The 19,726-nt window shown below is 62.3% G+C and carries 17 protein-coding genes, 1 tRNA gene and 3 pseudogenes; 6 read left to right on the top strand and 15 right to left on the bottom strand.

Annotated elements, in window-relative coordinates; all coding sequences use genetic code 11:
* Window positions 1-11 precede the first annotated feature (11 nt).
* The 6 genes from E4Q08_RS10770 to E4Q08_RS10795 all read right to left on the bottom strand — a co-directional run bounded on the left by E4Q08_RS10770 (window position 12) and on the right by E4Q08_RS10795 (window position 5,572).
* Window positions 12-818, bottom strand: a complete 807-nt coding sequence (locus E4Q08_RS10770; protein ID WP_169070392.1) for a phosphate ABC transporter ATP-binding protein — start codon at window positions 816-818, stop codon at window positions 12-14.
* A gap of 83 nt (window positions 819-901) precedes the next feature.
* Window positions 902-1,714, bottom strand: a complete 813-nt coding sequence (locus tag E4Q08_RS10775) for a phosphate ABC transporter ATP-binding protein (RefSeq protein ID WP_211203382.1) — start codon at window positions 1,712-1,714, stop codon at window positions 902-904.
* On the bottom strand, window positions 1,708-2,598 hold the full coding sequence (gene pstA / locus E4Q08_RS10780; protein ID WP_169070393.1) for a phosphate ABC transporter permease PstA: 891 nt from the start codon (window positions 2,596-2,598) through the stop codon (window positions 1,708-1,710). The genes E4Q08_RS10775 and pstA overlap by 7 nt, the downstream gene beginning before the upstream one ends.
* Before the next feature lie 3 nt (window positions 2,599-2,601).
* Complete coding sequence (gene pstC / locus E4Q08_RS10785; RefSeq protein WP_169070394.1) at window positions 2,602-3,552, bottom strand: phosphate ABC transporter permease subunit PstC; 951 nt, start codon at window positions 3,550-3,552, stop codon at window positions 2,602-2,604.
* A gap of 1 nt (window position 3,553) precedes the next feature.
* The gene (locus tag E4Q08_RS10790; RefSeq protein WP_169070395.1) at window positions 3,554-4,618 is read right to left on the bottom strand and encodes a PhoU domain-containing protein; all 1,065 of its coding nucleotides are present in this window, start codon (window positions 4,616-4,618) and stop codon (window positions 3,554-3,556) included.
* A gap of 78 nt (window positions 4,619-4,696) precedes the next feature.
* The gene (locus tag E4Q08_RS10795; RefSeq protein ID WP_169070396.1) at window positions 4,697-5,572 is read right to left on the bottom strand and encodes a phosphate ABC transporter substrate-binding protein; all 876 of its coding nucleotides are present in this window, start codon (window positions 5,570-5,572) and stop codon (window positions 4,697-4,699) included.
* A gap of 268 nt (window positions 5,573-5,840) precedes the next feature.
* Here E4Q08_RS10795 and E4Q08_RS10800 point away from each other — a divergent pair, with 268 nt between their 5' ends.
* Entirely contained in the window at window positions 5,841-7,424 is a 1,584-nt protein-coding gene (locus tag E4Q08_RS10800; protein WP_169070397.1) for a sensor histidine kinase, read from the top strand.
* Entirely contained in the window at window positions 7,414-8,037 is a 624-nt protein-coding gene (locus E4Q08_RS10805; protein ID WP_169070398.1) for a response regulator transcription factor, read from the top strand. Before E4Q08_RS10800 ends, E4Q08_RS10805 begins: the two co-directional genes overlap by 11 nt.
* An 85-nt stretch (window positions 8,038-8,122) precedes the next feature.
* On the opposite strand, the gene E4Q08_RS10810 is transcribed toward E4Q08_RS10805, so the two are convergent.
* The 6 genes from E4Q08_RS10810 to E4Q08_RS10835 all read right to left on the bottom strand — a co-directional run bounded on the left by E4Q08_RS10810 (window position 8,123) and on the right by E4Q08_RS10835 (window position 13,218).
* Window positions 8,123-8,196 (bottom strand) — tRNA-Gly (locus E4Q08_RS10810).
* Window positions 8,197-8,289: 93 nt separating this feature from the next.
* Window positions 8,290-8,970 carry a tRNA (guanine(46)-N(7))-methyltransferase TrmB gene (gene trmB, locus E4Q08_RS10815; RefSeq protein WP_169070399.1) on the bottom strand — a complete coding sequence of 227 codons (681 nt, stop codon included), beginning with the start codon at window positions 8,968-8,970 and terminating at the stop codon, window positions 8,290-8,292.
* Between the two features lie 11 nt (window positions 8,971-8,981).
* Window positions 8,982-9,965: a tRNA dihydrouridine synthase gene (locus E4Q08_RS10820; RefSeq protein WP_034918398.1), complete on the bottom strand. Its 984-nt coding sequence runs from the start codon at window positions 9,963-9,965 to the stop codon at window positions 8,982-8,984.
* A 34-nt stretch (window positions 9,966-9,999) separates the two neighbouring features.
* Window positions 10,000-11,049 carry a M14 family metallopeptidase gene (locus tag E4Q08_RS10825; protein ID WP_034918400.1) on the bottom strand — a complete coding sequence of 350 codons (1,050 nt, stop codon included), beginning with the start codon at window positions 11,047-11,049 and terminating at the stop codon, window positions 10,000-10,002.
* 7 nt (window positions 11,050-11,056) lie between these two features.
* Window positions 11,057-12,478 carry a glutamate-cysteine ligase family protein gene (locus E4Q08_RS10830; protein ID WP_169070400.1) on the bottom strand — a complete coding sequence of 474 codons (1,422 nt, stop codon included), beginning with the start codon at window positions 12,476-12,478 and terminating at the stop codon, window positions 11,057-11,059.
* A 227-nt stretch (window positions 12,479-12,705) separates the two neighbouring features.
* Window positions 12,706-13,218, bottom strand: coding sequence for a DUF1269 domain-containing protein (locus E4Q08_RS10835; protein ID WP_034916397.1), 513 nt, complete (start codon window positions 13,216-13,218; stop codon window positions 12,706-12,708).
* 218 nt (window positions 13,219-13,436) lie between these two features.
* Here E4Q08_RS10835 and cas7g point away from each other — a divergent pair, with 218 nt between their 5' ends.
* A complete protein-coding gene (cas7g, locus tag E4Q08_RS10840) occupies window positions 13,437-14,267 on the top strand; it encodes a type I-G CRISPR-associated RAMP protein Csb1/Cas7g (RefSeq protein WP_169070437.1) in 831 nt (276 codons plus the stop codon).
* A gap of 157 nt (window positions 14,268-14,424) precedes the next feature.
* Here the strand turns inward: cas7g and E4Q08_RS10845 are convergent.
* A pseudogene (locus E4Q08_RS10845) lies at window positions 14,425-15,658 on the bottom strand (Eco57I restriction-modification methylase domain-containing protein).
* Window positions 15,659-15,825: 167 nt separating this feature from the next.
* Between E4Q08_RS10845 and E4Q08_RS10850 the strand changes: the two are divergent.
* From E4Q08_RS10850 to E4Q08_RS10860, 3 genes and pseudogenes are all read left to right on the top strand, one after another.
* A complete protein-coding gene (locus tag E4Q08_RS10850) occupies window positions 15,826-16,176 on the top strand; it encodes a hypothetical protein (protein WP_169070401.1) in 351 nt (116 codons plus the stop codon).
* Between the two features lie 37 nt (window positions 16,177-16,213).
* Window positions 16,214-17,047, top strand: a pseudogene (locus E4Q08_RS26110) (TolC family protein); the annotation flags it as partial.
* Between the two features lie 235 nt (window positions 17,048-17,282).
* Window positions 17,283-18,191: pseudogene (locus E4Q08_RS10860) on the top strand (TolC family protein); the annotation flags it as partial.
* Window positions 18,192-18,327: 136 nt separating this feature from the next.
* Here E4Q08_RS10860 and E4Q08_RS10865 read toward each other — a convergent pair.
* Both E4Q08_RS10865 and E4Q08_RS10870 read right to left on the bottom strand, forming a co-directional pair.
* Window positions 18,328-19,338 (bottom strand): hypothetical protein, encoded by a 1,011-nt coding sequence (locus E4Q08_RS10865; RefSeq protein WP_169070403.1) that lies wholly within the window; start codon window positions 19,336-19,338, stop codon window positions 18,328-18,330.
* A gap of 27 nt (window positions 19,339-19,365) precedes the next feature.
* Entirely contained in the window at window positions 19,366-19,674 is a 309-nt protein-coding gene (locus tag E4Q08_RS10870; RefSeq protein ID WP_288129804.1) for a phosphatase domain-containing protein, read from the bottom strand.
* Window positions 19,675-19,726: the final 52 nt, after the last annotated feature.

The raw sequence follows: 19,726 nt of genomic DNA on the forward strand, positions 1-19,726 counted from the left end.
CCCACGATCGTCTATCCGTACCGCCCTTCGATGTAGTCCGCGGTTTCCTTGTGCGCCGGGGTGACGAACATTTCATCGGTGCGCGCATGCTCGACCACCTTGCCCATCAGCATGAACACGCACTCTTCGCTGGCGCGTCTGGCCTGCGCCATGTTGTGGGTGACGATGAGAATCGTATACTGGCCGCGCAGTTCCCAAAGCAGTTCCTCGACCGCTTCGGTGCCCTTGGGATCGAGCGCCGAGCAGGGCTCGTCCATCAACAGCATCTTCGGCTTCACCGGCAGCAGGCGCGCGATGCAGAGTTTCTGCTGTTCCTCCAGGGAGAGTTCGGTCGCCTTGCGCTTCAGTTGGTCCTTCACCTTGTCCCACAGCAGCACCTGACGCAGCGACTGCTCGACGATCTCGTCCGGAGTGCCCTGGTGTACGTCGCCGCCACCCTTGGCATGCAAGCGGTGACTGAAGAGGATATTGTCACGGATCGAAATGGGTAGCGGATTCGGTCGCTGAAAAACCATCCCCACCTGTTTGCGCACCTGCACCAGCTCGACCTGGGGGTCGTAAATGTTCTCGCCCATGACCTGGATGCTGCCCTCGATACGAACGTAGCCGAGGCGCTCGTTGATGCGGTTGACGCTGCGCAGGAAGGTGCTCTTGCCGCATCCGGAAGGCCCGATCATCGAGGTGATCATGCCTTGGCGAATGCGCAGATCGACGTCGTAGAGCGCCTGAAAGGTTCCGTACCACAGGTTCAGTCCCTGGCTGTCGATCGCGTACTGGTGCGTCGGCTGCGGGAGCGCAGCGGTCTGGTCGGTATTCATCTTGCATCGTGTCCTTGGTAGGAAATACTGGAATCGGCGGGGAATCGGCGCGCGTGCGCTGCTTGCCCGCCGGCGCCGTCCGGCTAGCCGAATCTTCCCTCGACGTAGTCGCGCGTGCGCTGGTCTTTTACCTCGCCGGTGAACAGGTCTTCGGTGACGCCAACCTCGACACACTCGCCGTTGAGAAAGAAGGCTGTTCGATCGGCGAGGCGCCGCGCTTGCTGCACCAGATTGGTGACCAGGAGAATCGTCACTTCCTGTCGCAATTCCTTGAGAACGTCCTCGATGCGCATCGTGGTGACCGGATCGACGGCGATCGAGAACTCGTCGAGCATCAACAGATCGGGTTCCTGCGACAGCGCTCTGGCGATCGTCAGACGCTGTTGTTGACCACCCGACAGCAGGCTGCCGAGGGCCTGCAAGCGATCCTTGACTTCGTCCCAGAGGGCCGCGCGGGTCAGACAGCGCTGCACGATGACGTCCAGGTCCGCCTTGTTGTTGATCCCGCGCAGCCGCGGCGACAGGGCTACGTTGTCGTATACCGTCATCGGCAGACCCACCGGCAGCGGAAAGACGACGCCGATGCGGCTGCGCAGGGCATAGATGTTTTTCAATCGACTCGTATCGCGACCGTTGAAACGGATCTCGCCGTCCACCTTCATCCCCGAGGTGAATACATCCATCCGGTTGATCGCCTTGAGCAGTGAGGTCTTGCCGGCGTTGGCCGGACCGATGATGCCGAAGATCTCGTGCTCTCGGACGGCCAGATTGACTCCTCGCAGCGCCACAGCGTTGCCATAGCGGATGGTCAGGTTCCTGATCTCGAGCTTGTGCGGGAAGTTGTCGGCCGGTGCCGCGCTGTCGCTGGCCACCGCCGCTGCGCTGGAACTCACCATTTCTTTTTCCCCCTGAGCCACATGCGGAAAGCGATCGAGACGCTGTTCATGGTCAGGACCAGGGCGATCAGCACCAACGCGATGCCGAAGGGGACCTGTTCGGCGATCTCCGGCACCTGCGTCGCCGCGACGAACAGATGCAGGGACAGGGCCATCGTCTGATCGAAAACGCTTTGCGGCAGGAACGGCGTAAAGAAGACGGCGCCGGTGAACATGATCGGTGCCGTTTCGCCGGCCGTTCGCGAGACCTCGAGAATGACCCCGGTAAGGATGCCGGTGATCGAGTTCGGCAGGACCACGCGGCGGATCGTTTGCCAACGTGTCGCCCCCATGTTCCAGCAGGCCTCGCGGAAGGCCTGCGGCACCGCCTGCAGCGACTCGCGCGTGGCGACGATGACCACCGGCATGGTCATCACCGCGAGCGTCAGACTGGCAGCCAGGATACTGGTGCCGAACTTGAAGAAGAGGACGAAGGCGCCGAGCCCGAACAGGGCATGGACGATCGACGGAACGCCGGCGAGATTGATGATCGCCAGGTTGATTGTCCGGGTGAACCAGTTGTCACCGGCGTACTCGCTGAGGTAGATCGCCGCGAAGATGCCGATCGGCACGGACAGGAGCAGCGCGACCGTCACCAGCCAGATGGTCCCGAGCAGCGCCGGAAACAGGCCGCCGGTACGCATGCCATCGGTCGGCGCAGTCAGCAGGAACTCCCAGGAGATCGCTGCGCCGCCCTTCACCACCAGGGTGCCGAGGATGAGCAGCACGGGCGTGATGAGGAGCAGGGTCATCAGCCCGAAGAGCAGCCGATAGCGTCTCTGCACGCGCTCGTTGTGCTGGTTCAGATCGCTGGCCTGAAACATCGTTGGATTGGCGGTGGCCATGGCTTACCCCTTGCGTATGCCGCGCACGATCAGATCGGCGCTCAGATTGATGATGAAGGTGACGAGAAAGAGGAAGATGCCGATGGTGAACAGCACCTGGTAGTGCTCGCCGCCGACGACCGCCTCACCGAGTTCGGCGGCGATCGTCGCGGTGAGCGCACGCACCGAGTCGAAGATGCTGTCCGGAATGTTCACTGCATGGCCCGTGGCCATCAGCACCGCCATCGTTTCCCCGAAGCCACGCCCGACCCCGAGCAGCACGCCGCCGAGCAGGCCGTTCTTCGCCGCCGGCAGCACCACCTTGTAGATCACCTGCCAGCGAGTCGCGCCCATCGCTTCGGCGGCCTCGCGATAGCGGTCGGGAACGGCCTTCAGGGCATCCTCGGCGATCGACGTCATGATCGGCGCCGCCATCAGGCCGAGGATGATGCCGGCGTTGAGCACGCAGAGGCCGACCGGAATGTCGAACCACTTGATAAGCAGCGGATTCATGATCACCAGACCGATGAAGCCCCAGACCACCGACGGGATCGCTGCCAGCAGTTCGACCAGCACCTTGAGCACCTCGCGCGTCTTGCCGCTGGCAAACTCGGCGATGAAAATGGCGGCGCCGAGCGAGAACGGCACCGCGACCAGCATCGCCAGGCCGGTGACGCTGGCCGTGCCGGCCATCAGCGCGAGGATGCCGTACTCCGGATCCTCGGCGTCGCTGGGCGACCAGTAGGGGGTGAGGAAGAACTCGCGGAAGTCCATCTTCTCGAAAACGAAGCCGATTCCTTCCTTGGTGACGAAGAAGAAGATGCCGAGCACGAAGAGGATGGCCGAGATGCCGCAGACGAAGACGATGCCGGCAAGCAGCTTGTCGACGTACCAGTCGGGGTCACGGCGGTCGAAATCCTCGGCCATGCGGGCGTCGGTGGCGCGGTTGCGCAGCGCCTGCGTCGTGGTGCCCATCTCAGTTGGCCTCCTCGCCACGCAGAACCGTCATCAGATTGCTGACCTGCAGGGCGATCTCCCGACTGAGGATGCGCAGATCAGGCGGCACGCTACCGGGTCGGGTGACTTCCCACTCGAGCGCCACGGTATGGAAAGGAATCTGCTCGACGTACGACTTGACCGGCCCCTGCAGGCTGACGATGATCTGGAAGGCAGCGAACTCCTGATGGTGCGCCGGGATCGCTTGCGGCCGGTGGTTGCCGAGGTCGATTCCCAGTTCCTGCAGCAAGGCAATCGACTGGGGATCGGTGACACCGGCCGTCCGGCCGCGACTGTGGTACTCGCCAACCTCCGGGAAGTTCTTGCGCGCAATCGCCTCGGCGATCGGGCCGAGAAGGCTGTTGTCCTCGTCGACAAAGAGGATACGGAAGAACTTTGGCCCCTTGGGTTGGCCGGTGACCGCGAAAACCGTGTCTTCACAGATGTTCTTGGCCTGATCGGAAACCCGTTCGAGGGCGTTGAAAACCGACAGGAAAGCGAACAGATCCTTGACACTCGATTGACCGCCGGCACCGATCAGGTCGTCGAAGGCCATGTCGAAGGTCCTCTCGACCTGGTCGGCGATGACCATCGTCGCCTTTGCCTTGTCGGCGTTGCCTTCGAGGAAGGCATCGACGGCCTGCTTCAGCATCTGCCGCGATTCGCCGGCCATCAGCTCGATCTCACGCTGGAGTAGCCCCTGCGGCGGGCGCGGGACCTGCACCGCCTCGCGGCAGATCGTCACCGCATAGTCGCCGATGCGCTCGAGAGCGACATTGGCATGGACGACGGCGCCCATCAGGCGCAGGTGACTGCCGGTCGGCAGGTGCACGCTGATGAAGGCCATGCGCATGCGATCCAGTTCGTTGCTGACGGCGTTGATCCGGTTGTCGGCGAGAACCGTGGCGTAGGCAAGCCGGTCGTCGTCAGCCAGCAGCGCGTGCACGGCATCGTCGAGAGCCTTCTCGACGAGTCCGGCGAGCAGGCCGACCTGTTGCTTGATCCGGGACAGATCTCTTTCGAGACGTTCTTCGTAATGACTCATCGCTGGCTTCTTCCTCAGGCGCAGGAACACGGGCTTGCGCGGGGTGCCGGTGGCGTGCCGGCGCCCGCCGCAAACGACTTACTTGCAGGTGACTTTCTTGATCGGTGCGTAACCTTCCTTCTCGATGATGCACTGGCCGGTGTTGCTCTTGATCCAGTCCATGTACTTCTTCACCTCGCCGGTCGGCTCGCCGTTGGTGTACATGAACAGCGGCCGGGCGATCGGATAGGTGCCGTCGAAAGCGGTCTGCTCGGTCGGCTTGACGCAGGGTTTGCCGGCTGCCGGAGCGACGCACAGCGCCTTCATGTGGTCGGTGACGTACGCCAGGCCGCTGTAGCCGATCGCACACGGCGTCTTCTCGACGAGGTCGGCAACGTCCTTGGAGCCGTGCATGTCGAGCGTGCCCTGACGGAACTTGCCCTTTTCACCGAGCACGGCCTCCTTGAAATAGGCGTAGGTACCGGAGTTGTTCTGTCGGCTGACGACGACGATCTCGCCCTTGCAGCCCGGAATGGTGATGCCGAGATCGCTCCACTTGCTGGCGCCACCGTCGCGTCCGTAGATCTTGGCGAGATCGGTAACCGTGATCGAGTCGGCCGGGAATTTCTTGTTGACGAAGATGGCGAGCGCGTCATAGCCGATGATGTGTTCGACCGGCTGCCGGCCCTTCGCCTGCGCCTCCTTGATTTCTTTCTCCGACATCTTGCGGCTGGAGTTGGCGATGTCGACGGTGCCGTTGATCATCGCCGCAATGCCGGTGCCCGAACCGCCGCCGGAAACCGCCACCGCCACCTTTGGATTGACCTTGCCGTACTGTTCGGCCAGCGACTGGGCCGCATTGACGAGGGTATCCGAGCCCTTGTTCTGGATCTCGGTTCTGGCGGATGCGCCAGCGGCGGCCATCGCGCCGAGAGTCAGGACGGCAAGCTTGCGCAACATCGAGCGAGAGGTCATCTGTAGTTTCTCCGGGTGGTAGTGGGTAACGGAAATCGTTGCCTGCTGATGACAGGACCAGCCATCATTGCAGGCTTCTGCGCGGCTGAAAATTAGGGCGGCAACGTAAGTGATCCTGCCAGCGTGGTGAGCACCGGGTCGTTCATAGACTGACGCATTAGCAGGCATCCGGGGCAGTGGTAAGGGAAACCCTTACGGAATTTTTACATACCCAAACCGCCGCGGCGCGGGCACAATGGGGCCTCAATCAACCCGCACGGCTCCCCACATGCCGAAATCGGCGACACTGCTGCTCGGTTGGCGCGAAACCTTGCTGCTCCTTGTCGGCTATCTCGCGCTCGACTGGGCGAGTCATGTCCATCCCCTGCACGGTCTCGATGTCACGCCATGGAGCCCGGCACCGGCGCTTGGCCTGCTTTTTCTCGTGCGCCACGGCGGCAGAGCCGTGCCACCGCTGGCGCTGGCGATTCTGGCCGCCGATGCCTGGGTGCGCGACTTGCCGCTACCCTGGCCCCTCGCCTGCGGCCTCGCCGTACAGCTCAGCGCCGGTTATTGGATGGTGGCGACGCTTCTGCGACGGCGCCTGGGCAGTAAAGGGATGTTTGCCGATCGCCGTGGCCTGATCGACTGGGTCACCATCGCGGTCATTGGCACCCTGCTCAACAGCCTGCTGTTCATTGCCGCTCTGAACCTGGCCGGCTTCCTGCCAACAGCAGAAGCAGTCGAGGTTTTCCTGCACGACTGGCTGGGCGACGTCGTCGGTGTCCTGATTTCCATGCCCCTGCTGGCCATGCTGCTCGAAGCGCGCGCTCGAGCCCGCTTGCGCCGGCTGCTGCTGGGCCGGGAATCGCTGAGTCTGGTGAGTACCGGCGGCATCCTTGCGCTGGCCTTCGTCGTCGGCGAGATGACCGAGTTCAAGTACTTCCCGGTGTTGTTTCTGCCGATCGCCTGGTCAGCCGCCAGGCAAGGGCTGGCAGGTGCCGTACTGACCATCAGTCTGACCCAGGCAGGCGTGATCGTGGCTGGCCGCCTGCTCGGTCTTTCTGCCTTCACCCTGCTCGAGCTTGAAGTCCTCATCGTCGTCCTTGCCCTGTCGGGCTTCTTCATCGGCGTCGTGGTCGACGAGAAGCAGCGGCTGACCGCCGAACTGCAACAGACGCTGCGCCTCGCCGCTGCCGGCGAAATGGCCGGCGCGCTGTCACACGAACTGCATCAGCCGCTGACCGCCCTGCTGGCATACACCCGGGCGTCCCAGCAGTTGCTCGCCCAGGGCGAAAGCGGCGAGCGCTTGCGCGAGGTGATCGATCGCATCGTCGCCGAATCGCAGCGTGCGGCCGATGTGGTCAGTCGCCTGCGTGACTTCTTTCGTACCGGCACGACGCGACTCGAGCGCATCTGGCTGCGCGACATCCTGTCCTCGGTGGCGGCGCGTTTCTCCGCGCAGGCGAAGCAGCAGGAAATCGAACTGCTGCTCCATCCGGCTTCACCTTGCGCGCTTTGGGCAGATCGACTGCAGTTCGAAGTGGTCCTGCGCAACCTGCTTGCCAACGCCCTGGAGGCGGCTGTCGAGCGTCCGCCAAGTGAGCGTCGGGTGCGCATTTCGGCGCGTCAGGAAGGCGCCGGCCGTGTCTGTGTCACGATCGAGGACAGTGGTTCCGGCGTCGCGGAGGATATGCTGGAGCAGTTGTTCGAAGCGTTTCATTCATCAAAGGCAAGCGGTCTTGGCCTTGGTCTCGCCATCAGCCGGGCGATCATCGAGGCGCACGGCGGCAGTCTTTGGGCCGAAGCAGCCGATCACGGCGTGTTCAAACTGGTCCTTCCCCTGGAGGAAAAAGCCGTTCATGGTACCTAGCCCGAATACCGTATTCATCATCGAGGACGACCAATCGGTGCGCGACGCACTGGGGCTTCTGCTCGGCCTGCAGGGCTTTTCGGTGGCACTGTTTGCCGACGCCGAGAGCTTCCTTGCCGCCCGCCGCCCCGACTGGTATGGGTGTCTGCTGATCGACATTCGCATGCCGGGAATGGATGGACTGACTCTGCAGAAGCGCCTCCTGGAGAGCGGCTGCTGGCTGCCGGCGATTGTAATGACCGGCCACGGTGACGTCGAGTCGGCGCGGCAGGCGTTTCGCGCGCGGGCAGTCGACTTCCTCGAGAAGCCGATCGACCACGACAAGCTCCTGCGGGCGATCGACGAGGCCTTCAGTCGCCAGAGCGCGTCGCAGGAGCACCGCCATCGCCAGAAAGAAGCTGCGCGCTTGTTGGCGAACCTGACGCCCCGCGAAAAGGAAGTGATGGAACAAGTCGTAGCCGGCCGGCACAACCGCGAAATCGCGCGCGCACTCGACATCAGCCCGCGTACCGTCGAGGTGCACAAGGCGAGACTGCTGGCCAAGTTGGAAGTCAGCAGTATCGCCGATCTGGTTCGACTGAGTCTGCAAAACCGCGACACCGGCCAAGGCTGATTCTTCGGGCGTTCCCGGCGGTCGTTGACAGACAGGAAACTTCACCAGCAGCCGGAGTGCATGGCCCCATCACCTGCGGTCAAGATGGAGCGGACGAAGGGAATCGAACCCTCGGCTCTAGCTTGGGAAGCTAGGGTATTACCATTATACGACGTCCGCCAGGAGCGCTATTCTACGACGCTTGTGCTCATCTCCACAACGAGGAATCTCTCGTAGCCAGGGTTTTCGACCCGCAGTCCGTAAATGCCGACCTCAAGCCAGATCGATGATGGTACGGAACAGGCGATGACCCGAAGCCAGGTACTTGCGTTCGAAGGGGGTCATCGGTGGATCCGGAAAGTACTGGTCGATCAGCGCTGGGCGTTGCGTCATTTGCTGCACCGCGAAGCAGAATTCCGCCAGGTAGACCGGCCAGTTGCTCCGACACTCAAGCATCCCTCCGAGCCCGAGCAGGGCCGGAAAAACCGGATGGCCATGCCAGCGTCGGCTCAGGTGGGCAATCTTCGGCCACGGATTGGGATAAAGCAGGTAATGACGATCGAGCCGAATACCCGCGGTGTGCAGCAAGCGCCAGTAATCGACGACGTCGGCACGCACCAGATCGAGGTTGGATGGCCAGGCGGAACCGCCCTGTTGGTCACGCTGGCCGCGCGCCAGCCGTACTGCCGACTGGTCCACCCCGATCACATAATGGTCCGGAAACGCTCTGGCAAGAATCAGGCTGCTCTCCCCTACCCCACAGCATGAGTCGAGGATCAATGGCGTCCCCGGTGCCGCGTACTGAAAACGCTGCAGGCTCGCCACGAACGCGACACGATTGTAGTCGGCATACGGCTTGCGAAAAGGCGTGCCGGCATGGCGATCGAGCAGCATCGACAAATGCGGATGAATGCCGTTCTGGGCGCTCGCAGGAACGCGGGAGTTGCCGTACATCGATTGATCCGCTAGACGACCGGCGGCAGCACCGGCACGCCGTGTCGCAGCAGTTCGCGCGTGACCTCAGCGACGTCGCGCAGCGACCGAACCGCGATGAACAGTGCCTCGGCTTCGACGAAATTCCGTCGCAGCGCCCGCAGCCAGAGCTTGAGGCGACCCGGCGCCTGGCGTGCCGAGACCTTGGCACAGACCTGCTGCCAGTAAGAAGCCAGCATCGGTAGCAGTCGCTGCCAGTCGCGCGAACGATCGCTAGCGATCACCTCGCCGGCCGCCAGCGCACGAATGCGCTGGGCGAGAAAAGGATCGGCGACCGCACCACGCCCGATCATCACGTCCTGGCTAGCGCTGACCTTGCAGCAGCGGCAATGGTCGTCGGTGGTCCATACTTCGCCGTTGGCGATCACTGGCTGCTGCACGACCTCACTGATGCGCGCCACCCATTCCCAGTGCGCTGGAGGTCGATACGCTTCGGCCTTGGTGCGTGCATGCACCACCAGCGACACGATGCCGCCCGCAGCCAGCGCCCGCGCACAATCCAGCGTCCGCGCCGTATCGCGGATACCGAGCCGCATCTTGGCGCTGAACGGAATCGCCGGCGGGATCACTCGCCTGACCGCAGTAGCGATGCGAAATAGTCGTTCGGGATCGGCGAGCAAGGAAGCGCCGCCCCCGTGGCGATTGACCGTTGGTGCCGGGCAACCGAAGTTGAGATCGATTCCCGCCGGCGACAGTTCGACCAGTTGTGCGGCGTTCTCTGCCAGACAGGCCGGGTCACTGCCAAGCAGTTGCACGGCCACCGGCGTACCCGCCCGCGTGCGGCTGGCATGCGCGAGTTCGGGACAGATGCGGCGGAAGGCCCGTATCGGCAGCAGGCTGCCCGACACGCGAATGAATTCGCTCACCGCCAGATCGTAGGCCGCCATACGCGTCAGTACGTCACGCAGAACGTCATCGACCAGACCCTCCATTGGTGCCAGCAGCAGTTTTCCCATGTGCTATGCGTATTCTTGATTCTTGGCCCGGTTGCTAGTCGATGACGCTAGCGCACAACTCCAGGGCAGCGTGTTCGCGGCGGGGAAAAGGCAGTCTTTCCATCAGGTAACACAGACAGTCCTGGCGAACGACCCGCTCGTCCAGCGTCAACATCGCCGGCATGGCCGCGCGCCGCAAACGGATCATCCCCGCGCGGCAGTCGAAGAACTCCGCCGTCACGTCGCTTCCGCCCTCGTCACGCACCTCGACCGGCAAAGGCAGGCGCGTGCGTCCGAAGACCGTACCGGGATCGAGCTGTCGGAAATTCATGTGATCGAGCTGGGGATCGAAATCAATGTCGGCCAACGCCTTGCCAAAGCCGAACGATGCCGTAATCGGCACCCGCACCGTCGCGACCGTATGGTAGAGATCGATGTCATGCTCGTGCACGTCGTGGGACGGGAACTGCGCGAGATGCAGGCAGGCTTCGACGAAGCGTGCAGCATGCGCCTCGTTGGCGGCGATTCCGGGCTTGCCGCATTCGATGGTCAGGGCCGGACAAAGTGGCGAAAACGCCGTCGTCTGTGTCCCTGCAAGGCCGCGGAAGCAGACGACGGTGCGGGAAAACAGCAAGGCCAGGTGCAGGACCGTCTGGTCGATCTGATTGACCACGCAGTAATGCGGATTGAGACCGGTGTTGTTGTGAATATCGATACTGGCGAAGAGGCCGCGTGCCTGCATCAAGCGATGCACCTCGCTCATCGCCGCGTGCTCCGGCGAATCCGTGTGGGCAATCGCCCCTGGCCAGACGCGATTGTAGTCGGGTTGCTGGTCGAGCCGGCGCATTCCCACACGCGCTGCACTGATATTGCCGATCAGAATCGACAGTGCCCGTGGCAGCCGCCGTCCGGCGTAGGCGCGCAGAACACTCTGCAGCGCGACGACGCCGCTGTCTTCGTTGCCATGCAGCAGCACCGAGACGAACAGCGGCGTCGGACGGCGTCCGGGCAAGTGGATCAGCGTCGGTCCGGGCAGAATGCGGTGCAGTTCGCGGGCCGGGGTGTCAAGAAAACGTTCGGGCAGGGTGTCGAGGACAGTCAGCATGCAGCACTCATATCGGCCACTCATGCACGGGCATGAGGTGGCGCTGGTGGTCGAGATAATCGGCGGTCAGCCGGAAGAAGTCATGGTGTTTCCGGTAATGGGCGAGCTGCCAGACTGCACCATTGCAGCGGCTGCGCAAGCGGCCGGAAATCACCTCCAGGTAGCGCTTGATGTCGGCGGCCGCCAGATCGAGCTGCACCAGCCCAGCGCGCGCCAGCGGCAGCAAGACCTGTTCCAGCAACTCGCCGGCAGGCATGCGGCGTCCATTGAGCCACATCAGTTGCGCGTCGAAACCGTCCCGCGCGGCACGGTAGAAATTGTCCTGTGCGATGGCGAAAGGCAGTTGTGATTCGGGCGGAAGATCCTGTCTCGCGAGCATGCGTACGCTGCCGTAATAGAAGGCCGCATTGGCGATCATGTCGATGATGCTGGGCCCGGCGGGCATCACCCGTTGTTCAACGCGCAAGTGCGGCAACTCGTTGTCGTCAAAGCCGATGAGCAGGCGATTCCAGCGCCAGATGGTGCCGTTGTGCAGGCGCAGGTGAGCATACGACTCGACCGGCCCCGGTATTTCGACCGGCAGCAGCACCGCATAATTCGCCAGATTCTCGGCGAAACACGCCGTCGGGTCGGCACCCAGGTAGCCCGAGCCGAAAGTCACCCGCATATGCTGCGGATGTCCGGGGTCACAGCAATCGACGGCCTGCTCGAAGAGCGGCACGCGCGTTTCATGCCAGAGTGCGCGCTCGAACAGGAACGGCGAATTGGCGGACAGCGCCAGCAGCGGCGCAGCGAGAATCAGCGACGCGTTATAGGTACGCGCCGCTTCGCTGGCCGGCGTCTGCAGATGCACCTGGAAAGACGTGGTCGCCGCTTCGAGCATCACGTCGGCGTGCGTCGTGGACAGGTTTTCGATGCCGGCAATATCGAGCGTCAGTGGCCGACCGCCACGGAGCAGTAGAATCTGCTCGTTGAGCATCGCGTAACGCCTGTATGGCGACATGCTGGCCAGCGACAGATCGGCCTCGCGGATGGTCGGCAGCGTGCCGATGGCGATCAGGGCCGCATCTTCAAGCGCTGCGACGCGCAGGCACTGCTGCCAGGTAGCGACGAGTTCGTTCTCCAGCAGCGACAGCGCCGTAGCGCACAGAGGCTGCGGGGTGCCGTTGAGTTCGACGTTGAAGCGCGACAACTCGGGCACCACCAGCGGGCTGGCCATGCGCGCCAGAAACGACACATTGCGCGGCACCGGGAACAGGTTTTCGTCGATCAGCCAGGCTTCGAGTTCGAAACCTGCGACCAGGCCGGTGTTGGCGAAATCGCCACGGGCGTAGGCGTCCTGGGCGTGCCGTGTCTCCAGCGCCAGTCGCTGGCTGAAACGTACAAAGTCGTCAGCGGTGAAACCGTTGTTGCCAATCTCCTTTCCCATCGGCCATTCCCTCAGTATGCGCCTCGACCCTCGGTGTGCAGGCAGAGTACGTGCGTCGTTCAATTAAGGTCCTTGGCAACCGATCAAGTTCCGGAAAGCGAGAAAACCGACATCACCGCCTGCTTGCTCGATGCACGTGGAAGCGCACTACAGGAGAAACGATGATCACCTTGCCGGAGGGATCCACGACAGCCACTGATTGTTTTCAGGCGACCCTCGGGGGTGGCTCAGGCCTCGCCGGCGGTTGCTGCCTGGGTAGTAGCGTCAAGCACCGCCTGCAGCTTGGCTTCCTCTTCGTGGGTGAGCGAAGTCTTGATCACCTTGCCGCCGGTCCCCTGCAACTCTTCGAGAACCTTGTCGGGCGTCGCCTTGCGTACCAGCACGAAGAGCACCGAGCTGCCATTCCGGAAAGTCGCCGCCAGGTTCTTCATGAAGTCGTCGTTGATCCCGACATCGCTCAGCGCCCCGCTGACTGCACCCGCCCCGACGCCGACCGCCAGACCGAGCAGGGGATTCATGAAAATCAGGCCGATCAGCGTCCCCCAGAAGCCGCCGCTCAGCGCGCCGCTGGCGGTGAGGTTGAACATCTGGTGCAGCTTCACCTTGCCCTTGTCGTCCTTGACCGCGACCACCGCGTCCTCGAGATCGATCAGGTAGTCCTGCTGCAACTTGCGCAGCCTGGTGCGCACCTCCTCGGCCTGGAATGGATCGTCGTAGGCGACCACTATCAGATTGCTCATGAAGCATTCTCCTTCCGCTTGATTGATGTGAAAGTTGCGTGAGCGACTCACGAACATCCCCTCTCTGGAAATGGAAAAATGGGAACGAGATGGGAAATTCGCGGGACATTATAGGCGATGATTCCCTGATGCAGGCGTACTAGTCTTTTGACACGACTGGCTGCGCAGGGCTTGGTGGCCCTCAAGCCGCACATCGCGAGACAGACACCAACGACCAGATACCCCATCGGGCATACGACGCGATCCTGCGCGACTCCTCTCTCAACGGTGAGTCATTCCGCAACACCGCCATTGGGCAGGCGGTCATCGCCGCCTGCCCGGCCGATGCCTCGGCCTTGCTGCGCTACGATCCGGCCGTGCTGCTGTTCGGCGGTTGGGACTCGACGGGGTTGCACGGCAACAAGGGGCAGGAGAGGAAATGGCCGGCGGCAGTGAGCGTCGAGATCTACGGTACCCATGCGACGCCTATCCATCGGGCAGGCGGGCGCCTCGATCCACTGGGCATTACGCTGGATGCCGGGCGGGTGATCCGCGAGGGCGCCTCTTACCGACTGGTCCCTGAGGGAGAGAAGGCACCACCTGGAGCAGAGCGCCCCTCGGAGATCAACCACGGCAACATCGCACCGACGATCAGCCCGAAAGGAGTCCTGGTCGAAGAGATCAAGCTGTCCGGGGCATTGAGCCTGTCGCGCCTGCGCCGCTACCGCTTCGGTGGAGATGAAAGCCAAGACGTGGCCGCGCGCACGCTGCTCGCGCTCATGGGCATCTACGGGATCGCCGCCGTCATCGAGGATGGTCTGGACCTGCGCCGGGACTGCGAACTGGTTGCCGACAGCGTCGCCTGGGCCATCCGTGGAACGGGCAGCAGCGAGCCCCTGGCAGTCACCGTGGCAGATGCGCGGCAGGCCCTGAAGCGGGCGCTCGCCGACATCGATCTCGCCAGCCCGGTACTCTTCACGGCCGACCACAACCTGGAGCAACTTCGTCATCAATTTATTGACAATGTTGGTCTCATCCCGCTCTTCGGGGCGGGCTTCGTTGAAGGGTGATCCGGGCATCGCAGATGTACCCGTTCAGGATGTCTCATCCCGCTCTTCGGAGCGGGCTTCGTTGAAGGATCCTGGAAATGTTCGGCTTGAGCGGAGCCGAAGCCAGACCCGAGCCAAGGAAGCCACGAGGGACGGTCCCACACCGACCGTAACACAGCTATGCGATCTTCTGCTGACGTGCAGGCCCCGTCACACCGGCAGTGGTTTTGATTAGTGCCGGCTTCTGCATTTCGCGGAACACTGCGGGAAGCATGGCCGTTTCTAGGGTCCTCTGGCTAAACAGGAAACGTCCATCCACGACAAAGCCGAGGTGCTCCCACGGGACGGCGCTGTTCAACAGATCCACTACCCGGCCGAGATCCATCTCGGGATACTTCGGAAACAGAGCAAGGATCGATCCATCGTAGGCAGGACAGTCATGAACAAAAAAAAGGCTGCTGTCGACGAGTCTTGCTGTTTACGTAGATTCTGGGCGCGGACGATTGGTGATAGGCCCGGCCCCATTTCCACCAGTTCCCCTCATCAAAGGCCCGAACCCGTCTCGCCAATAGATGCTCTTTGTGTGGTAACAGGCTGGGATGCTGGATGTTATAGAGCATCCGGCGCGTCTCTCCAGTATCGCGCGTCTTCGAGCAGACGAACTCGACGTTGCCCTCGGGATGCGCAAAGACCGGATCGGCCCCGGACACAGCCCCGACTCTTACGTCGAACAGCGACGACAAGGGGACAGTCATTCCCGCTTCCAGGAAGGCGATCTGGCCTTTCATCTCGGTAAACCTGCGATCTTCCCAATCCTGGTCGCCGAGAACCTGCCATTTCGTCGTACGTGAGAAATTCCCGAGTTCGAAGCGGAATATGGCACAGTTCGGCACCGCACCCTGGAATATCTTCTGATCTCCCGTTTCGATCCAGTGAGTGATCGTACCTTGCTCGTATAACCAGGCATTTAAGTGTCTAGCGGCCGTAAGCTTGATGAAGTCGCGAGGCACGATGAAGATCAGTTCTCCTCTCGGCTTCAGGTGCCGCACCGCTTTCTCGATAAAGAACAGGTACAGGTTGCTACGGGCGTCGAAGCGTTTGGCGTTGAGCAGCGCCTTGGTCGCCGGTTCGATATCCTGATAGCGGACATACGGCGGATTGCCGATGACGGTGAAGAATCGCTCCGTCTCGGGGTAGGCGAAGAAGTTTGTGACCAAAGCCCCTTCCGGAGCCACTGCCGGGTCATTCTCAATCGCGACGCAGTTCGCGATGCGCGTCGAAAACGCACCATCGCCCGCCGAGGGTTCAAGCACTCTACCTTGTTGCTGTCGCAATCCCAACATGAGGCGCACGATCCGCTCGGGCGTAAATACCTGACCGCGGTTGGCTACGTTGAGTCGATGGTCGCTCATTCGCCAGGACCTTCCCTAAGTTTCTTCCCAACGGAAGTATCCGATCAGATCCTTCGGGTCGGCGTGCTCCAGGCCGGCCTTGGTATGGGGGATTTTGAGGTCCAGATCATCGTGCGTTCTTTCTGTCAATCGATCAGACTCTCGAAGCTGGTCGCGAAGGTTATCGGATGAACGGATTGTATCAATCCTTTATGAATATCGTTGAAAAATCGAGGTTTGCCTCAATGGTGACACTGATCCGGCTACATCGCCGAAACCTGGACGTAGTCCTTGCGGACTTCGCACTCAACGCAGATCCGCCAGCGCATGCCGCTGCCCCCACGACCGGCGCACCGACGACCTCGCCCGCCCAAGCAGCCCTATCTGATGCAGGTGGTGGCGTAGCGTGGGTGGCCGGAATGATGATCAAGGCCGAAAATCCCGTTCAAACTTGCACAATACAAGCGATAATTCAACCCTTTCCTGGCGCATCAAACGCGCATGCTGAGGCGGTGGCGGCGGGAGCTGCGAACCGGTGATTGCAGCTCTCTTGGACAGGCCAACTGCTTTGACCGAATGAATCAAAAGCTTGCAGCTTCAAACAGGTCGCACCTTGCCGGCCGGCATGGGCTGTGGACCCTGCTTTGTGTACAGGCACTGACTGGCTGCATCAGCCTGCCAGGCAGCTACCGCATACCCGATCTTTCCCTGCCCGCTCAGTACCAGGATGCGGCCAGTACCGGGACGGCCCCGTCCACTTCAGGGCAGACCGCCGCTCCGCCCGCGGAAGCAAGTCCATCGAACCCACCGGAACCAGCCCCTGCCGAAACTCCGGTGGATTGGTGGAGTGACTTCGGAAACCGTGAACTCCAGGGTCTGATCGATCGTGCGCTCTCCAACAATCCGGATATCCGGATTGCGCTGAACCGTATCGTCCAGGCCAAGGCCAGGGCAGAGCAGGCCGCTGCGGGTAAATATCCAGGCCTTTCCGCTCCCTTGGTGATTGCGCAACAGTCTCCCGGTGGCGTTACGGTAGGAACGGCTCCGGCTGGCGGCGTCTCGAATGTGAGCAGCAACAGAACTTCGCAACGCACCTATCAGGCCAGCATCCGGGCGGACTGGCGGCTGGACATCTGGGGCGAGCAAAGCGCCCTGGCGGAATCCGCCAACTTTCAGCTCTGGCGGGCCGTCCATGAACGGGAAAACGTCCAGAGGAATCTGACGGCCAGCCTCGCTACCCACTACGTTGAATTCCTGTCCCTCAATGATCGCCTCAGAATCGCAGTCGAGACCGAAGAAGTGCTGAGCGCAACCCTGGCCACCATCGAGAAGCGGGTCAAGGCTGGCGACGCCACCCTTTCCGAACTTGAGCAGCAACGGGCGGCAATTTTCGCCATACGCGCAACCATCCCCACCCTGGAACAGCAGAAGCTCGACGCCATTGGCGCCATGGCGTTTCTGCTGGGTACGGTCCCCGGCAAACTCAAGCTCTCCAATGACGGACTCGACTCCCTGACCATTCCGAGTGTGGCCCCTGGCCTGCCCTCGGCCCTGCTGCTACGCCGGCCCGATGTGCGCGTGGCGGAAGCCCAGCTTCTGGCCGCGAATGCCGACGTGAACGTCGCCCGGGCGCGCATTCTCCCCCCCCATGGACCTGTCGGCACAGATCGGCTACAGCGGCATTGCCCTGTCGCAACTGTTCCAGCCCCAAACCTTGTTCTGGAATGTCGTGGACAACCTGGTCGTCAGTATTTTCGATGGTGGCAGGAAGCGGAACGAGCAGCTGTTCTCACAAGCCGTCCGCGAAGAAATGGTGGAAAGCTATGCGCGCACCGTCTACCAGGCCATGAAGGAAGTGGAAAGCGCTCTGACTTCTGTTCGCCTGGCGGAACGGCGCCTGACCGCCCAATGGGAAGCCAGCAAGGCCGCTCGCCGTGCCTGGGATATCAACATCAGGGTCTACGCGGTGGGAGGAACCGACTATCTGAGCTTGCTGGAAACCCAACGCAGTTATCACCGCTACCTGGACGACTACCAGAGGATCCGAATGGAATTTTTTCGGGGTTACATCAGCCTGTTCCAGGCTCTGGGCGGCGGGTTGAAGGCAGAGCGCCGTGCACCGGCCGGCGGCGAAGCCACTGCCGGTTCGACCCGGCGGCTACCGCTGTCTACCGAAGCCATGCCGGTCATCCCGGTGTACGAGGGTTCGCAAGCAAGCGCGGACACTCTCTGGCAGGTGGAACTGGCCGGTCTTTATCATCACTCGACGATCGACGCAACCTGGCGTGACCTGCACAATCGTTATCCATTTTACATGGAAGGGCGCAGCCTCCAGCCACAGCTCAAAGGCCGCATCGAGGAAGGTGACGGCGTTCAGCAATCCTGGTATCAGTTGTACATCGCGAATTTCAACAGTCAGGCGGAGGCCGAAGAATATTGCCTCACCCTGAAAGCCGATCAGCAACGCTGTCGGGTGGTCTCCCCGGAGACGGACGCCACGCTTCTGGACAATGCGCATTCCCGGCGCCCTGGTACTAGTAGTTCGTTCCATTAAATGGGCTACAGATCAGGCAGCTTTCATGTGTGGTATGAGAACCACGGCCATTGTCGTCTATTTTGTAACTATATTGGCGGAACTTACTCCAAGACGCGACGGCTCTTCCTGCGCAGCCGCCGGCCGACGCAGCCTTCTACTTGGTGATAGCTGCAAATTCATCTGCGAGTTCCAGCATGTCTTGCCCTGGCGTTGAATAGCTGACGATCCGGACTTCGATTCCTGCATTCTGCATGGAGGACAGGGCTCTGCGAATTGCCGCAGCGATCCAGCGCGCATTGTTGCCGAAGGCGCCGCCTCCCACACGCGTCAGGTACACCACCGGGCTGCCGTGCTGCTGCATGTTGAGCATCGCCGACAAAAGCGTGGCCTCATAGGTTGCCTCGAGGATCAGTGTTGCAAAGCGCGCCCAGTTCGCCGGTCTCTGAATTCGGTTATAGCTCACCGGAAGTGCTGAACAATAGACCTGAGACACCCGATGGCCGGCGCCCTCGTCCGTCACCTCGACATCCCAATGCACGCCAATGCGCAGTCGCCCTCGAAGCTCATCGAGTTGCGCCGAATCCATCGATGACAACAGATCATCGACCTTGGCAAGGCCCTCATCATTCGTGAGGCAGTAGCCGTTGCGCATCTGCCAGAGCCGATCCTGCACATTGTCCAGAGCGGTACCGATGTCGTGCAGGCAGTCGATCTGCCGATCCACGCGCTGGCCGAACTGCCCATCCACCGGTGCAAAGTAGTTGCGGTAGATGGTGCCGGCCCCCGCAGCGATGGCGCAGGCGGGCCCCTGGGTCGCGTCCTGCTCGTAGCGCGTCACTCCCTGCTCCGGCGTGACCCTCTCCGAAACCATCTCCAGCAGATTGAACTGCGAAGCCACCTGAAACAGCGCACCCGCGTTGCCGCGGTTGGCGTGCATGCGCCGCACATCGCCCGCTACGCACGAAACGCGAGTGGGCCCCTGACCACTGACCAGGCCTGCCGCCCGGAGCCGCAATTCCGCCAAGCTGGGCGTCTCCAACTGCCCGACGGCGCAGGTGCGCGCGCTGTTGCGCGAGTGCAGTCGCCCGTTGACGATCGACAGCCGCGCGCGCGTCTCGTCGTAGCCGTCCTCCCTGAAACCCGTGATGCGTTCGAACCAGTCCATGATGTGTGCCTCGATACAGGTGGCGGCTCAGGCCGGTCTCGGCCTATAGCCCAGGATGTAGCGCTCCTGCGCCGCAGTTTCGATCGCATTGGGCCGAGCCGCACGCACTCGCCGGATCGCGTCCTGCGGCGCCACGCCGAGTTCCACCAGCAGGCAGGCCGCCACCGTCCCGGCGCGACCCAGTCCCCCTCGGCAATGGACCAGGACGCGGCCGCCATCGGCGACCAACCGGTGCAACTGCAAGGCCACGCCGGGCCAATCCGCCTCGAACCCGGAACCCGGTGCGTTCAGGTCCGCGATCGGCAGGTGGTGCCACTGAAGGCCGCGCTCAAGGATTCGCTGACTAGGACGCGTCGTTTAGGCGACGCGTATCCGGACTTTCAGTCCG

The sequence above is a fragment of the Candidatus Accumulibacter contiguus genome (assembly GCF_012940005.1).
Classification (GTDB): domain Bacteria; phylum Pseudomonadota; class Gammaproteobacteria; order Burkholderiales; family Rhodocyclaceae; genus Accumulibacter; species Accumulibacter contiguus.